The 15,906-nt window shown below is 59.0% G+C and carries 16 protein-coding genes; 5 read left to right on the top strand and 11 right to left on the bottom strand.

Going from position 1 to position 15,906, the window contains the following annotated elements; translation table 11 throughout:
* Positions 1 to 17 precede the first annotated feature (17 nt).
* The 3 genes from OO25_RS11765 to OO25_RS11775 form a co-directional block, all read right to left on the bottom strand.
* Positions 18 to 899, bottom strand: a complete 882-nt coding sequence (locus OO25_RS11765) for a PhzF family phenazine biosynthesis protein (protein WP_040173933.1) — start codon at positions 897 to 899, stop codon at positions 18 to 20.
* A 249-nt stretch (positions 900 to 1,148) separates the two neighbouring features.
* A complete protein-coding gene (locus tag OO25_RS11770) occupies positions 1,149 to 1,373 on the bottom strand; it encodes a DUF1150 family protein (RefSeq protein ID WP_040173931.1) in 225 nt (74 codons plus the stop codon).
* Between the two features lie 5 nt (positions 1,374 to 1,378).
* The gene (locus OO25_RS11775; protein WP_024096385.1) at positions 1,379 to 1,792 is read right to left on the bottom strand and encodes an Hsp20 family protein; all 414 of its coding nucleotides are present in this window, start codon (positions 1,790 to 1,792) and stop codon (positions 1,379 to 1,381) included.
* Between the two features lie 178 nt (positions 1,793 to 1,970).
* Here OO25_RS11775 and OO25_RS11780 point away from each other — a divergent pair, with 178 nt between their 5' ends.
* The 3 genes from OO25_RS11780 to OO25_RS11790 all read left to right on the top strand — a co-directional run bounded on the left by OO25_RS11780 (position 1,971) and on the right by OO25_RS11790 (position 3,906).
* Positions 1,971 to 2,195 carry a YdcH family protein gene (locus OO25_RS11780; RefSeq protein WP_014875389.1) on the top strand — a complete coding sequence of 75 codons (225 nt, stop codon included), beginning with the start codon at positions 1,971 to 1,973 and terminating at the stop codon, positions 2,193 to 2,195.
* 129 nt (positions 2,196 to 2,324) lie between these two features.
* Positions 2,325 to 2,825: a 5-(carboxyamino)imidazole ribonucleotide mutase gene (gene purE, locus OO25_RS11785; protein WP_040180236.1), complete on the top strand. Its 501-nt coding sequence runs from the start codon at positions 2,325 to 2,327 to the stop codon at positions 2,823 to 2,825.
* Positions 2,818 to 3,906 carry a 5-(carboxyamino)imidazole ribonucleotide synthase gene (locus OO25_RS11790; protein ID WP_040180238.1) on the top strand — a complete coding sequence of 363 codons (1,089 nt, stop codon included), beginning with the start codon at positions 2,818 to 2,820 and terminating at the stop codon, positions 3,904 to 3,906. The genes purE and OO25_RS11790 overlap by 8 nt, the downstream gene beginning before the upstream one ends.
* A gap of 179 nt (positions 3,907 to 4,085) precedes the next feature.
* Here the strand turns inward: OO25_RS11790 and OO25_RS11795 are convergent, their stop codons facing one another.
* The 7 genes from OO25_RS11795 to OO25_RS11825 form a co-directional block, all read right to left on the bottom strand.
* Entirely contained in the window at positions 4,086 to 5,234 is a 1,149-nt protein-coding gene (locus OO25_RS11795; RefSeq protein ID WP_040180239.1) for an alpha-D-ribose 1-methylphosphonate 5-triphosphate diphosphatase, read from the bottom strand.
* The gene (locus OO25_RS11800) at positions 5,231 to 6,049 is read right to left on the bottom strand and encodes an alpha/beta fold hydrolase (protein WP_040180240.1); all 819 of its coding nucleotides are present in this window, start codon (positions 6,047 to 6,049) and stop codon (positions 5,231 to 5,233) included. Before OO25_RS11800 ends, OO25_RS11795 begins: the two co-directional genes overlap by 4 nt.
* A gap of 102 nt (positions 6,050 to 6,151) precedes the next feature.
* Positions 6,152 to 7,033 (bottom strand): DMT family transporter, encoded by an 882-nt coding sequence (locus OO25_RS11805; protein ID WP_040180241.1) that lies wholly within the window; start codon positions 7,031 to 7,033, stop codon positions 6,152 to 6,154.
* Positions 7,034 to 7,127: 94 nt separating this feature from the next.
* Complete coding sequence (locus OO25_RS11810) at positions 7,128 to 8,075, bottom strand: HNH endonuclease (RefSeq protein ID WP_242407034.1); 948 nt, start codon at positions 8,073 to 8,075, stop codon at positions 7,128 to 7,130.
* A gap of 196 nt (positions 8,076 to 8,271) precedes the next feature.
* Complete coding sequence (gene groL / locus OO25_RS11815; protein WP_040173917.1) at positions 8,272 to 9,924, bottom strand: chaperonin GroEL; 1,653 nt, start codon at positions 9,922 to 9,924, stop codon at positions 8,272 to 8,274.
* A 74-nt stretch (positions 9,925 to 9,998) separates the two neighbouring features.
* Complete coding sequence (locus OO25_RS11820; RefSeq protein ID WP_024096377.1) at positions 9,999 to 10,286, bottom strand: co-chaperone GroES; 288 nt, start codon at positions 10,284 to 10,286, stop codon at positions 9,999 to 10,001.
* Positions 10,287 to 10,454: 168 nt separating this feature from the next.
* The gene (locus tag OO25_RS11825; protein ID WP_040173915.1) at positions 10,455 to 11,165 is read right to left on the bottom strand and encodes a DUF2161 domain-containing phosphodiesterase; all 711 of its coding nucleotides are present in this window, start codon (positions 11,163 to 11,165) and stop codon (positions 10,455 to 10,457) included.
* Positions 11,166 to 11,365: 200 nt separating this feature from the next.
* Here OO25_RS11825 and OO25_RS11830 point away from each other — a divergent pair, with 200 nt between their 5' ends.
* Positions 11,366 to 12,286, top strand: a complete 921-nt coding sequence (locus OO25_RS11830) for a manganese-dependent inorganic pyrophosphatase (RefSeq protein ID WP_040180245.1) — start codon at positions 11,366 to 11,368, stop codon at positions 12,284 to 12,286.
* Positions 12,287 to 12,813: 527 nt separating this feature from the next.
* Here OO25_RS11830 and OO25_RS11835 read toward each other — a convergent pair.
* The gene (locus OO25_RS11835; RefSeq protein WP_040180247.1) at positions 12,814 to 14,784 is read right to left on the bottom strand and encodes a methyl-accepting chemotaxis protein; all 1,971 of its coding nucleotides are present in this window, start codon (positions 14,782 to 14,784) and stop codon (positions 12,814 to 12,816) included.
* Between the two features lie 139 nt (positions 14,785 to 14,923).
* On the opposite strand from OO25_RS11835, the gene OO25_RS11840 reads away from it, so the two are divergent.
* A complete protein-coding gene (locus OO25_RS11840; protein WP_040180249.1) occupies positions 14,924 to 15,799 on the top strand; it encodes a TIGR01459 family HAD-type hydrolase in 876 nt (291 codons plus the stop codon).
* Positions 15,800 to 15,906 lie beyond the last annotated feature (107 nt).

Here is a 15,906-nt window from a genome sequence, read left to right on the forward strand (position 1 = left end):
AGGTTCCGGCCTTTCTGTCAGCTGGCGTCAGGCAAATCGACAGTGCCACGCATCAGCACATAGCCCCGCCCCGCAACCCGGATACCGCTGGGTGCCTCTGCCGGACCCACCCGGGTTACAACGGCCTGCCCCGGCCGCCCCAGCCCATGCCCCTGCTCCGCGATGAAGTGATCGGGCTCCATCAGCCCGTGACGCCACAGGTAGGCTGCCATCGCCCCGGTTGCCGAGCCGGTGAACGGATCCTCTGGCGGACTGGGCGGCGCCATCAGCAGCCGTGAAAACGTATCTCCCTCCGCCGTGGCGCCCTCAAGGGTCACCAGAAATGGCTCCATCATATCGACGCCCTCGGCGCCCATCGTCTCCCCCAATCGGGTGAGCGCCGGGATGTTCAGCTGCGCCGCCTCCAGAGAGGCCCGGTCGCGCAGCACTGTAATGCAGAAGGGCAATCCGGTGGATACTCGTTGTGGTTGCCCGACAATTGCATCCACCGGCAAAGAGACCGCCGCCGCCACCAGCTCCGGATCGGCAAAGCCGCCGAACTCAGGCGCGACCTGCGTCATTTCTATGAGATCATCGACAATGGTGACCCGAACCAGCCCGGCACCTGTTTCCAATGTGATCGCATCCCCGGTCATCAGCCCGCGGTCTCGCAGCGCTGCAACAGTCGCGATGGTCGGATGGCCCGCAAAGGGGATCTCCCGGCTGGCCAGAAAATAGCGCACCCGCACATCGGCCACCTCAGATGGTCCGGTGAACGTGCATTCCACCAGAGAGGTTTCCCGCACATACGCCATGCAGGTCTCATCGCTCAGCTCCGCACCACCGTGCACGACCGCACAGCCATTGCCGCCAAAGGCCCGCGCCGAAAACGCATCAACCCAATCGAAATCGTAGCGCATCGATCCCTCCCGCAATCAATCCCGTCACCTCCAAGCAAGACCACGCCAATGGCCGTATCGCAAGGGACATTTGCTTGGAGCTTCCGATATAGCGCCGCTGATGAGAACGCCTTGATTTCTGGCACTATCATCAGACCCGAGTGCCTTTACAGGCATGAAAAAGGGCGCCACGAGGGCGCCCGACCGATGAGCTGCGACAAGATTGGCAACAGCGATACCGCTCTCGCCCCCTGCCCCTCAGCGATGATGTCAGTGCACAGGCACCGGTGCATAATCGTGTTGCCGCGCCAGCACAAAGGCCATTTTGCGGTCACTGACCAGCGCCAACTGCTCCCCCGCCGCATCATGCACTGCATAAAGCTGTGTGCGCCCGTTGGCACCGGCCTGAACCTCAGCAGGGAGATCGGCCACATCGACGGCCTTTACATAGACAATACGGCTGTCTGCATCGTTGAACTGGTAGGCTGTGTGCATCTGTCTTACCCCTTCTTGATGTTGATTGTCTGAACCACAGTCTCCGGTCGCGCCCGGGTCAGATCGACGTGCAGCAGTCCGTTTTCCATGACCGCCTCGCCAACTTCGACACCATCCGCCAATACAAACATGCGCTGAAATTGGCGCGCGGCAATACCCCGGTGCAAAAACACACGACCATCGCTGTCATCACTCTGCCGACCCCGGATGACCAATTGCCGGTCCTCCACGGTGATCGCCAGATCGGCCTCGCCGAAACCGGCCACGGCCAGCGTGATGCGATAGGAATGATCCGAGGTTTGTTCAATATTGTAAGGGGGGTAGCCTTCATTCCCGGATTTGGCCGAGCGTTCCAGAAGGCGTTCCAATTGCTCAAATCCCAACATATGCGGATACGAGCCGAGTGTGAGTTTAGACACAGGTTTCGTCCTTGATTCTAAAGCGACGTATGGTGGCGGCCCCATTATGGCGACCGCTTTCCTAAGAATATGGGTGTTTTATGCGTTTTCACAAGCCCAAGGCACAGCAGCGCTGGCGCAAAAGCCCCTAAAAGCGTAATATTCGCTAAGTCTTAACCCGCCAGAAGCCGAGTCGCCAATGAACGCACCAACCGATATCTCCATGAAAACCGACGATGTTTTACAGGTGGAGCTGGAGGTGTTTCGCAGGCAACACCGCGATCTGGATGAGGCAATCACCGCCCTGCAGGACCGTGGCACCAGCGATCAGCTGACCATTCAGCGACTGAAGAAGCAGAAGCTGATCCTGAAGGACAAGATCGCGCTGATCGAAGACCGGCTAACACCGGATATCATCGCCTGATCCTGACCTCCAAACACTGCGCCCCAAAGGGTTCATTGCCGCATTGCGTGATGCACAGGGTTCTCTATAGTGCGCGCTTCCTCCAACCCAGCGGGTTCGCAGGCCCGCGGCATGACAGGATCTGAGCCTATGCCAGAGCACACCGCCGACATTAAAGTGGGCATCATCATGGGCAGCCAGTCGGATTGGCCCACTATGAAAGAGGCCGCCACCCTCCTGGATGACCTGGGCGTTCCCTATGAGGCAAAGATCGTCTCAGCCCACCGGACCCCCGACCGGCTGTGGAGCTACGGCAAATCCGCTGCCGACCGCGGCTTGCAGGTGATTATCGCTGGCGCCGGTGGTGCCGCCCACCTGCCCGGCATGGTCGCCTCAAAAACCCGCGTGCCTGTGGTTGGTGTGCCGGTCCAGACCCGCGCCCTCTCCGGTGTCGATTCGCTCTATTCCATCGTGCAGATGCCCAAGGGGTTTCCCGTGGCCACCATGGCCATCGGTGCCGCCGGGGCGGCCAATGCAGGCCTGATGGCTGCTGGTATTCTGGCACTGCAGGACGCAGATCTCGCCCAACGCCTCGACGACTGGCGCGCTGCCCTCTCTGCCTCCATCCCAGAGGAACCTGTTGATGACTGACCTGTCTGAAAACGCTCTGAAACCCGGCGCAATCATCGGCATCCTCGGTGGGGGTCAGTTGGGGCGGATGCTCTCGGTCGCGGCCTCGCGCCTCGGGTTCAGAACACATATCTTTGAGCCCAGCGCCAAGCCGCCCGCAGCCCATGTTGCCGACCAGGTCACAACCGCCAGCTACGAAGACGCCGAAGCACTGGCCGCCTTTGCCGCCTCCGTTGATGTGATCACCTATGAGTTTGAAAACATCCCGACCTCGGCCCTTGATCTGCTGGAAACACTGAAGCCGATCCGCCCTGGCCGCGAGGCACTGCGCATCAGTCAGGACCGCCTGACCGAGAAGACCTTTCTGCAGGATCTGGGCCTGCAAACTGCCGCTTTTGCCGATATCTCCGATCAGGCCAGTCTCGACGCGGCGCTGACACAGATCGGCGCCCCATCGATCCTGAAGACCCGCCGTTTTGGTTATGACGGCAAGGGGCAAGCCCGCATCAAAACGCCTGAAGACGCGGCCGACGCACTGGCTGCCATGGCAGGCGCGCCCTCGATCCTTGAAGGGTTCGTGAATTTCAGCCATGAGGTTTCAGTCATTGCAGCCCGGGGCGTCAGCGGTGAAATCGCCTGTTTTGATCCCGGTGAGAACATCCACCGCGACGGTATCCTGCATACCACAACCGTTCCTGCCCGCCTCAGTGCAGGGCAGCGCATGGATGCGGTGCTGATGGCAGGCAAAATCCTGAATGCACTCGAATATGTCGGTGTTCTTGGGGTCGAGTTGTTCGTCACACCCCAGGGGTTGATCGTGAACGAGATCGCCCCGCGCGTCCATAACTCCGGCCATTGGACCCAGAACGGCTGCGCCATTGATCAGTTCGAGCAGCATATCCGTGCGGTTGCGGGCTGGAGTCTTGGCGACGGGCAGCGGCATAGCGACGTTGTGATGGAAAATCTGATTGGTGCCGATATGGACCGGGTGCCCGAACTGGCAAAAGAGGCCGACTGCGCTCTCCACCTCTACGGCAAGACCGAGGCAAAGCCGGGCCGCAAGATGGGCCATGTTAATCGGGTGCAAAAACCGCAGACCTGAGATGCGGGGTTGGGATCTTGGAGCGCCGCCCCAAACCCCGGGATATTTTCAGCCAGAAGATGCCCCGGTAGCGGCGACCGCGGCAGTAAAAGCGGCCCCGCCGGTTTTACGCGCTGCGCAGAGGGCCATCCGGCCTGATGGGCAGCGCCGCGCCGCTGCCTGCTGTAGTGCTGCTGCAGTCAGGTGAGAAAACGGGCGGCCACATCGCCGCTCATATAGCTGACCCGACCGCCTGAAAAAGTCGCCGCGATCTGATCGTCAGCGTCAAGGATCACCAGATCGGCGCGCAGCCCTGTTCCCAAGCGCCCCCGATCCTCAAGCCCGAGGATCTGCGCTGGCCCCTCCGACACCAGCCGCCACGCGCCTGCGAGATCCAGCAGGCCGGAACGCTCCAGCATCAACGCGGCCCGGCGCGGGCTGGGATAGTGGTAATCCGACGCAAGCGCATCGCACAGCCCCATGGTAATAAGATCCAGCGCTGAGGCATTGCCCTTATGCGAGCCGCCTCGCACCACATTGGGTGAGCCAAGGATAACAGCATCGCCTGCGGCTTTGGCCGTCTCTGCGGCCGCCATCGTTTCCGGGAATTCCGAAATCCGCGCACCGCGATTGCGCCACGTGATGCGGTCCCCGGCGCTATGGTCATCATGGCTGCCAAGGCGGACCCCTGCAGCGCCCAGCGTCGCAGCCAGCTTATCAAGTGCGGCGGGCACCTCCGGTCTGCGGGCATGCATATCCTTCAGCATCTGCCAATGAACGTCCGGATTGCGCCCCGCTTTCAGCGCCTGCCCAGTCAGACGCGGCGGTTTTTTCCCCTGTGCCAGCCGGTCATGCGGCAAATGGTCGTTGAACACCACATAAGGCACCTGCCACCGCGCGATCTGAGAGGGCAGCTCATCATAGGCATCCAGCAGATGGATTTCGAACCGCAGTTGTGGAACCAGGTCTGTCACCACCCGGGACCGAGCCGCTTTGATCCCCTCAAACACCTGGCCCGCAAAGTCCGGGCCACGCAGCCCACCTTCCCAGGAATAAAACTGCGCCAGCACAGCCGTGGTGATGCCATTGGCGGCCAGTTCCGCCTCGGCGGCAATCACGCCCTCGGTCATCTGCTTCATCGCGCCACGACGCGGCGCCAGATGACGTTCAAATCCGTCGCCGTGCAAATCCACGATGCCAGGCAATATACGGTAGCCTGACAGATCAATCGCCCGCCCGGCGCGCGCTGTCTGGATCTCACCTCCTGCGAAGGTCAACTCGCCACCGCGTTCCAAGCCGTCCGGGCGCAGCACATCTGCCCCGGTCAATGTCAGTTCGAGCGCGCTCATGGCTGTGCCTCCCCTTGCGGCTGATTTCCATCATCACTGCACCGGCCTTGCGCGCAGGCCTCCTCAATCTGTCCCGTGATCGAGTCGAGCCACGTGATATCCGGATCAAAGCGCCCGGCGTCGAGGAAATGCAGCGCCTGCGCGATAACCTGAGGGTTGTTCATCATAAACGTATGGGTGACGGGCAGCACGATGTGATCTACCATCCCCTCCAGATAGGTGCTCTCCACGGAGACTTTGCCATCATCTGCTCCCGGTATGATCGCGGAGAAAATCGGATTAAGCGACAGATCGCCGGCAATCACACCAACGGGGAAACTGGCCGGTGGCAACCGGTTGGGCAGGCTGTCCGCATCCGTCCCCAGCTGCAGGCCAGCGGGGCCGTTCAGAAGGCCAAACACCTCCCAATCGCCCAACTCATCCACCAGCTCACTGCCGTGGTTGGGCGGAGCCAGCATGACCGTGCGACCCAACGCGTCCGGTCGGTGGCTCTGAAGCCAGTGACGCAGCAGGATGGCTCCCATGGAATGGGTGACAAAATGGATACGCTCACCCTCTGAGATGAGGGCTGTGCAGTGCTCAACTGCATCGGGCAGCGTCTCGGCCGCAAGATCCGCCACCGCTTTGTCAGTCGAAGGGTAGCCGGGGATAACGACGTGGACACCGCGCGCCTCAAGCACCTGCCCCATCACCGCCAGCGAGATTTCACTGCGCGCCAGCCCATGCAGCAGAATGGCGCAATCCGCGCGCGCCATGGCTGCGGAGAAACACAAAACCGCGCCCGTCAGCGCAGAGGGGATAAAAGAACGGATCATGGTGTTTCGCGACCTCACTGGGATCATGGAACACTGCACATAGGGCCAAAGCCCTACAACAGGAAGGGTGGACCGCAAATGGGTCTGCTGTGACGCAACGTGTCAGCGCTCCGCCACTGTCTTGCTGTGCGCAGCCGTCCTGCGACCGGGAGCAGACAAGACAACAACGGCGATCCCGCCCAAAACAGCTGTCGACCCGATCACCAATGAAACCGTGATCGCCTCTCCCAGCAGTGCGGCACCTGCGAGGATTGCAATCACCGGCACGGACAATTGCACCGTTGCCGCCACCGCAGGCGACAATCTGGGAAGCACATGATACCAGAGCGCATAGCCAAGTCCGGAAGTCACCGCCCCTGATAGGACCGCCAGAAGCCCCCCTGTTCGCGTGACCACGATATCGCCACCAAACAGCAGGACCCCCGGCACCATCATCAGGGTTGCTACCGCGAAATTCACTGCCGTCGCCGCAAGCGGCGCCCGCGCTCCACGCCCCAGCAGACTATACGCCGCCCAACCAAGCCCTCCCAAAGCCATCAACAGCGACGCCCCCAGCGGCGCGGCGGATGCGCCACCGCTGGGCCAGACCACAAACGCAAGCCCGGCGAACGCAATCCCTGCCCCACCGATCTGCCCCCAAGACACCGGGCTGCCACTGAAACTCCCCCAGAGAAACATCGACACCTGCACAACACCAAACAGGATCAGGGCGCCAAGCCCCGCATCAAGATCCTGGTAGGCTACGGAAAACCCGACGATATAGATCGAAAGCGCCGCCGCGCCCCAAAGCGTCTGCCGCAGATCGCGCCGCACCGACAGCCCGCGAAGTATACAAAGCGCAATCAGCGTCACCGCCCCGGAAAACAGTCGCAGCAGACCAAAGCTGGTTGCTTCCATATAGCCCCCACCAATGGCCAACCGGCCCAGAATGGAATTCGCAGCAAAGGCCACCATGGTGAGAGAGACGAGAAAAATCAGACGCATGCGCTAGGGCTACCCTGCCGAGATGCCCGGGACCACTGATATTTTTATGTCTAGGCACAGATCCAGAGCCCGACCGCTCCCATAGCGAACGGCATTAGCCCTTGAACACATTTTCCCGATGCCATCGAAGATAGGATTTATGTGGTTTATATGCCTCGTTCGCAGGCTCAATCAGACGCCTGTCGGGCAGCAGCAAACGGTCCAGCGCCGCCTTATCCGCCGCGTTTTTGGCAACAAGCACTTCATTGTTATCGCTGATCGACAACAGCCCCCTGTCAAACATCCAATGTACCGTGCCCGACAGAGCCAAGCCATTGCGCACCGTATCGGGACCACGTTCCGAGATCGGCACGATGTGCGCTGCTTCCACCTCGGCCCGTCCGCCGCCATTGCGCAGTTCCAGCCCTGACATTGAGCAGCGCCCGCCGTAAGCATGTTTGACCTGCCTCGCAAAGCTACGGTCCCGGAAAGCCCGCTGAGACAGCAGCATCTCGCGCGGTTGAATCTGGGGTTCGAAGGGGGCCGGCGCCTCTGCAAAACCAGGCTCAGCGACAAAATCTCCGGTTCTTGGAATGGCATTCGGCTCTTTACGTGCCTCCAGCCCTGCATTGATTATCCGCGCAAAATCTCCATCCGAAATCAATCGAACTGCGCTCGTATTGCTGCCGCGCGATTTAGGCAGCCCAGTTTCAAACGGACCCTGACCATCTACCCATCTTGGAACGAGATTTTCGAAAGACAACTCACTGCCGACGTCCAGCAGCGCGTACGCCATTTCCGGGTCGTTAGGGTCGCTCTGAACCTGAAGCACGCGCTGGACAGCATGGTAGCCTCTTCCACCTCCGCGTCGTCCTTCGTAGAAAATCACCCAATCACCAACGGTTTGTTCTACCCGACTCAAATAGTGCTTTTTCGGAAAGTGATACGCTTTGCCCGGCTGATCGTCATAACCTGAATGCGAAGATTGAATAAAAACGGCTTTGACCATGAGGATGACTTTAGGCCGTCGTTTCAAAAACGAAAAGAGAGCAATGACAAGCAAACCTCCCGGCAGTCACCTTTCTAAAAATACTCGCGCCGCAGGCAGGTCCGCAAGGCGGGCCTTCGCTGTCCAAAATGAAAAAGGGCCGCCCGAAGGCAGCCCAAATTCCTAACATCATAAGTGGCGGACGTCTGGCAGATTGGCCTATGCGGCCAATCGCCTTTTGTCGCATCCCAAATCCCAACGGGATTTGTGATTACATCATGCCGCCCATGCCACCCATGCCGCCCATGTCGGGCATGCCGCCGCCTGCCGCCGCGCCTTCTTTGGCGGGCTTGTCAGCAACCATGGCTTCGGTGGTGATCAGAAGGCCAGCAACCGATGCCGCATCTTCCAGAGCGGTGCGGGTCACTTTGGCCGGGTCAATCACGCCGAAGGAGAACATGTCGCCATATTCATCGGTCTGAGCGTTGTAGCCGAAGCTGTTGTCCGCGGATTCGCGGATCTTGCCTGCAACCACGGCACCGTCGACACCTGCGTTTTCAGCGATCTGGCGCAGCGGCGCTTCGATGGCTTTGCGCACGATGGTAATACCGGCGTTCTGGTCAGAGTTTGCACCCTCGACACCGTCCAGTGCCTTACCGGCCTGAACCAGAGCAACACCACCACCAACGATGACACCTTCCTGCACAGCTGCGCGGGTTGCGTTCAGGGCATCGTCGACGCGGTCTTTACGCTCTTTCACTTCCACTTCGGTCATGCCACCGACGCGGATAACAGCAACACCGCCTGCCAGTTTGGCAACGCGCTCTTGCAGCTTCTCACGATCATAGTCGGACGTGGTTTCTTCGATCTGGGTGCGGATCTGTGCAACACGTGCTTCGATCTCGGCCTTCTCGCCAGCACCATCGACGATGGTGGTTTCGTCTTTGGTGATTTCGATTTTCTTGGCGGTGCCCAGCATGTCCATGGTGACGGACTCAAGCTTCATGCCCAGATCTTCGGAGATCACCTGACCACCGGTCAGAATCGCGATGTCCTGCAGCATGGCTTTGCGGCGATCGCCGAAGCCCGGCGCCTTGACAGCAGCAATTTTCAGGCCGCCGCGCAGTTTGTTGACAACCAGAGTTGCCAGCGCTTCGCCTTCGACGTCTTCCGCGATGATCAGCAGCGGCTTCTGCGACTGGATCACCTGCTCCAGCAGCGGAACCATGGCTTGCAGCGAGGAGAGTTTCTTCTCGTGCAGCAGGATCATGCAGTCGTCGAGCTCTGCAATCATCTTGTCAGGGTTGGTGACGAAGTAAGGCGACAGGTAACCACGGTCGAACTGCATACCTTCGACAACTGTGGTCTCGGTTTCCAGACCTTTGTTTTCTTCGACGGTGATGACGCCTTCGTTGCCGACTTTCTGCATCGCGTCTGCGATCTGACGGCCGATTTCAGCTTCGCCGTTGGCGGAGATGGTGCCAACCTGCGCAACTTCGTCGCTGTCTTTTACGTCACGGGCCGATGCTTTGATCGCTTCGACAACCTTGGAGGTCGCGAGGTCGATGCCGCGCTTCAGGTCCATCGGGTTCAGGCCAGCAGCAACCTGCTTCAGGCCTTCTTTGACGATGGCTTGCGCCAGCACGGTTGCGGTGGTGGTACCGTCACCGGCTTCGTCGTTGGTGCGGGAAGCAACTTCCTTCACCATCTGGGCGCCCATGTTTTCGAACTTGTCTTCCAGTTCGATTTCCTTTGCCACGGACACGCCATCCTTGGTGATGCGCGGTGCGCCGAAGGATTTGTCCAGAACCACATTGCGGCCTTTGGGGCCCAGGGTCACTTTCACGGCATCAGCCAGAATGTTGACGCCTTTCAGCATACGGTTGCGGGCATCGGTGTCGAATTTGACGTCCTTAGCAGCCATTGTTCACTCTCCTAGAGAAAATCTGTAGTTGTCAGCGGATGGGATCAGAGAAGAATTCGGGAAAACCCGGCATCTTACTCGATGATGCCCATGATGTCGCTTTCTTTCATCATCAGCAGCTCTTCGCCGTCGACGTTGACCTCAGTGCCGGACCATTTGCCGAACAGGATTTTGTCGCCAGCAGACACAGCCATCGCGATCAACTCGCCGCTGTCCTTACGTGCGCCTTCGCCGGTTGCAACGACAACGCCTTCGCTCGGCTTTTCCTTGGCGGAATCAGGAATGATCAGACCACCGGCGGTTTTTTCTTCGCTCTCGGTGCGACGGACCAGCACGCGGTCATGAAGCGGTTTCAGTGCCATCTTTGTAGCTCCTTAAAGGCTCAAAGGTTGTTGTCCCTCCCCCTGCTCCCCGCAGAGGGTGTTAGCACTCAACACGATTGAGTGCTAACGACGGAATAGCTAGGCAGGGTGCGCGCCTCTGTCAACAGGTTGCTTAGGAAATTTTGTGGCAATTTTCGGGCGCGTGCGTCAGCCCTGTTCCCATTCTGACTGGGTCGCCTCGACAGGCCTTGTTGGCTCCCAGCTGTGGGCCCAATGAACCAGGCCTGCCTGGCCTGCCTCCGTCAATTGGTAAATACCTGTCTGCACGCGACTGAACCAGCCGTAGTGATTGCTCGCCATGATCCGCGTCGCTTGCGGGACATTTACCATTTTGGCTACGACCGCCCCTTTGCTTGGCCCGTGCTCGGCCAGATGGGCAGCACAGCGCAGCGCATCCTGACGATAGGCAGTGACAATGCCGTGACGTGTTGCGCCGCCTGCGTTGGGATCGCCCTGAAGGCGTTGGAACTCGCGCAGCAGACGCGTCTGCTTTTTCGCCGACTTGCGTGGCGCATAAGGCCCTGGATCGCATTGCACCTCAACCCGCCCATCCGGCAGCACCGTAATCAGCCCCAATCCCAGACGTCGGCACATCGACAAGTTGTCTTTGAGCATGCGCCGCGCCTGACGTCCCGATGGTTTGGGCACCGCGATATAGACCAGATCGCTCAGCGCGAGCCGTGTGATCGCCTGATGAAACAGGGAGAGTGAAAACCGCAGCTTCAGCTCTACGATGACCGGCGGCTCATCACCGCGACAGGCTACAACGTCAGCGGCGCCGACCTCACCCTTGACGGTGTAGCCCTGGCTTTCGAACAGGGCCTTAACAGGCGGATAGAGCTGATCTTCTCGGTCCATAGCGCGATGGTAGCCGCGACCGCGCCGAAGGAAAAGCAGTTCGCCACGATCGCCTGCCCGGTGCCTTAGATCCCTGCCGGTCAGCGTAGATCTGCACAAACGACATAGCCGCCTTGATCAGTCACCGGTCCGGGGTGACAAGTCTCCGCCCCATGCCTATAAGACGCGCAAAATTCCGGCACCTGCATAGGACACACGTCATGACCACCTTCGTCTTCGGCCATAAATCTCCCGACACCGATTCCACCGGCTCCGCGATCATCTGGTCCTGGTACCTGAACCAGATCAAAGGCGCCGACGCCGCGCCGAAACTGCTGGGCGAGCCCAACACCGAGGCGGCCTTCATGCTGCGGCACTGGGGTCTGGATAAGCCGGAGATCATCGCAGACGTCGCCGATGATCAGCCTGTTGTGATCGTCGACACCAACAATCCCGCCGAATTGCCCGCCAATATCAATGGCGCCGATATTCAAGCGATTATTGATCACCACAAGCTGGTTGGCGGCCTGGAAACAAAAGGCCCGATCAACATCCGCATCGAGCCGGTCGCCTGCACCGCGACCATCATGTGGAAGATGATCGGCGCAGATCTGGCCCAGGCCCCGCGTGAGATCAAAGGCGCGATGCTGACCTGTATCCTGAGTGACACGCTGGAGTTCCGCTCCCCCACCACAACCCAGGAAGACAAGGCCGTGGCTTATAGCCTGGCAGAAGATCTGGGCGTGGATATCGCCGCTTATGCCGCCGATATGTTTGCTGCGAAATCCGACGTGTCGGCCTTCTCCGACGCAGAACTCCTGCGGATGGATTCAAAGGAATATGCGGTCGACGGCACCAAGTTCCGCGTCTCCGTTCTGGAAACCACCGCTCCCGGCGTGGTTCTGGATCGCAAGGCGTCCTTGATGGAAACCATGACATCGGTGGCCAAAGAAGACGGTGTCGATCAGGTTCTGCTGTTCGTCGTGGACATCCTGAAGGAAGAGGCCACATTGCTGGTCCCCAATGATCTGGTCCGCAGCCTGGCCTCCAAGAGCTTTGATGCCACAGCCGAGGGCGATACCGTCGTTCTGCCCGGCGTGATGAGCCGTAAAAAACAGATCATCCCCAATTTGGCGATCTGAGGTCGCTGGATCTCAATGCGCTAAGGTTAAGGCGGCTGCCTATTGCTGCCGCAATATGATTGTTGAAATGCGGGGCTTATACCGAGCCCCGCATTTTTTGGTTTCCGAACGATCCCCGCAGAGAGGTCACTGTCAGCAGCGCTCCGCCAGTTTTCCTCGCAGCGGCGAACACCTGTGCCCGGGGTTCCCATGCTGCATCGGGTTGGCAGCCTGTGCCTGAGGTCTTCGACCTCGCATGCCCCTCCCGGCGACCGGGCCAGCGCGCCGTGAAGCTGATATGCAATTGCGCAATCAGGTCAGAAACGGGCTGACTCTTCTTTTGTGCTGCATGACTTGGCCCCATATGCCAACAGCCGCCGCATCTTGCGTGCCTACAGCGACGCGCAAAACCTGCCATGACTATCAAGCGGCTGACCAGCCCACCTTGATATCTGCATCATGTGAAGCGCCTGTATCTGAAGCATTGTATCGCTGAAGTTCATAACCAAGGCGCGCAATATCCGCTGCGCGCCTTGGCCTGATCTGTGTTATGCGAAATTGGCCACCGCATCATCATCCGCCCAGCCGTCACGGTTCCCGGTATCGCCTGTCGACGCAGCGGGTTTCTGCGATGGCGTGCCGTGGCTATTCCATTCATCAATGCCATCGCCTGAAGCAGACCCATGCGCGGAGACCTCATTATAGTCTTCCCAACGTTCCTCATCCGGATGATCCGCAGCAGCCACTGACGCCGCGCGCGCAGGAGCGGGAGAGGGTCGGCCCTCAGCTCCTCTCGATGACAGCAGGACAAACTGACTGACAATCTGATTGAGCCCATGGGTTTCGTTGTTCATCTTCAGAATGGCCGCCCCGGATTCCTCAACCATTGCGGCGTTCTGCTGGGTCACATTGTCGAGTTGAGCAACACCGATGTTGATCTCGTTCAGCCCTTGCGCCTGTTCTCCCGACTCGGTGGAGATCCCGGAGACCAAGGTGGCGATATTGACCACTTCTCCCACGACCTGAGTCAGGGCTTTGCCAGCGCTATCGACCTTTTCAACCCCCTCCTCGACCGTTTTTGTGCTGGCGGTGATCAGTGTTTTGATTTCATTGGCCGCATCAGACGAGCGTTGCGCCAATGCGCGCACTTCAGACGCGACGACCGCGAAGCCGCGCCCAACCTCACCAGCCCGGGCAGCCTCCACGCCAGCGTTCAACGCCAGAAGATTGGTCTGGAATGCGATATCGTCAATCACGCCGATGATTTGGGAAATCTGGCTTGAAGAACGCTCGATTTCGTTCATTGCCTCGATCGCCCCCTCAACAACCCGGCCGCTGTTCTCGACGTCTTTACGCGCTGAGTCCACGGCGCCTTCCACGGCTTTGGCGTTATTTGCGGAGTTGTTGACACTGACCGTCATCTCCTCCAGCGCAGCGGCCGTTTCTTCCAGCGTGGCCGCCTGGCTTTCGGTACGGGCCGACATATTTTCGGCACCACCCCGGATTTCATTGGATTGGGTCTGGATCGCTGCACTGGCGTTGACCACTTGCGCCATAACTTCGTTCAGCTTGTCCACGGTTTCATTATAGTTGATCCTGAGCGGATCATAGTCGGACCCAAAGCTCTCGTTGATCTGATCGCTGAAATCGCCGGCCGCAAGCCGCTGCAAGCCCCGACGCAACCGGTCGATCACCTTTTCGCTTTCGTCGCGCAGCGCGTTCTGTTTGTCGAGTTCGTCAATGACACGTCCTGACACGCGGTCGATGTCATGGGCAATCTGCCCAAAGTCATCCCCACGCATCCGTTCTTCTACTTTTAGCCCAAAGTCCCCTTCGGCCACTTCCCGCAGGGCTTCGCGCAGACGGCCAATCGGGCGCACGATATTCAAGGTCATTTTACGGGCGTTGTAGACGGTAACAACAATCAACAGCGCAGAGGTTCCAAGCAGCATATAAAGGAGTATTATATCATGGGCCCGTGCGGATTCCGCGGTTTCAATCGCAGCCTCTTCGATCCAATCGCTTAGCGGATGGAGCTTTTTGTTAAGCGCCTTATAGCTCAACTCAAATGCATCAAGCATTGCTTCAGCCGCTACGGGGTCGTCAATGGCCACTTCAGCGATGTTGGTCCCCCGCTCTATAAAAGCCTCGACCTCAGGCACCATGCTCTCAACTTGGGCTAGCGCCTGCGGTGGTAGAGAGTCCCCCTTCAACAACTCGAGATTTTCACGCATCTCTTCACTGGCCTCAACAACCCGGCGGCTCAGTTTATTCTTCTCTTCTATGGTTGCGTGGTCACCTGCGAACACCAGGAAGATCACTTCCGCACGTATTTCCTCATGAAGAAGGTCAGCTTTCAACTCATGCCGAACTGTTTTGGTGACATCAATCTGACGTTCCAACTCCAGCTCGCTTTGCCAGAGGCTGTAGACAGATATCAGAGCAAGCACCAAGATCGTAAAAACCGATACTGCCCCCGAAATCATAAATCGGGTCTTCGTGGAAATAGTTCGTAACATTACAGCACACCTCAAGGTTGAAACTCACTCTCGTTCTACGCGTCGGTTGTTAAAAAACTGGAAATAGGGCCGATCTGGTCAAATACCATCGGCTCTGCCATAGCTTGAGCTACCGGAATCCCATGCGAAAGATCAGCTCATGACCCAGATCATTTCCTCGCTCGCAGAGGTCTCAAAGCAGTACAAAGCCCTGTTCGTCGATCTGTGGGGCTGTGTTCATAACGGAATCACCGCTTATTCAGAAGCAGTCGCAGCGCTGCAGGCCTATCGTAAAGACGGCGGCATTGTTGTGCTGCTGACCAACTCCCCCAAACCCCGCGCCGGGGTTGCGGCCCAGCTGGGCGACTTTGGTGTGCCGGGTGATGCCTATGACACCATTGCCACCTCGGGTGACTCTGCTCGGGCTGCGATGTTCAATGGTGCGGTCGGAAGCAAAGTCTATTTCATGGGCGAATGGGAGCGCGACGCCGGGTTCTTCGAACCCTTGAAAATGCTGGACGATCCGATTGACGTTGTCCGGGTGCCGCTCAAAGAGGCTGAAGGCATCGTCTGCTGCGGTCCCTTTGACACCCAGGCGGACCCTGACGTGAACCGTCCCGACTTTCTCTATGCCAAGCAGATGGGGTTGAAGCTGCTCTGCGCGAACCCCGACATCGTGGTCGATCGCGGCGAAACCCGCGAGTGGTGCGCCGGTGCGCTGGCGCGGCTTTATACCGAAATGGGCGGTGAGAGCCTCTATTTCGGCAAACCCCATCCGCCGATCTATGATCTGGCGCGGCGGCGTCTGGCGGAACTGGGTCAGGACATCGCCGACCGCGACATTCTGGCGATCGGCGATGGGCCGCATACGGATGTCGCCGGCGCCATGGGGGAGGGCCTGGACTCACTGTTCATCACAGGTGGACTTGCCGCAAAAGAGACCCAAACCGATCACCAACCGGATGAAACCGCGCTAACCCAATATTTGGAAAAGGAAAATTCCGCGCCGACCTATTCCATAGGCAAATTGCGCTAAGCCAGAAAACACTTGCTTTTCTGCGGTTGCGAAGTAATAAAGTTGCCGTAACGAGTTAATATTTGCTCGATTGTTTCCGCTGCACACCAGGCGGACCGCCAAAAAAA

Source organism: Phaeobacter sp. S60 (genome assembly GCF_000826845.1).
In the GTDB taxonomy this organism is placed as follows: Bacteria; Pseudomonadota; Alphaproteobacteria; order Rhodobacterales; family Rhodobacteraceae; genus Phaeobacter; species Phaeobacter piscinae.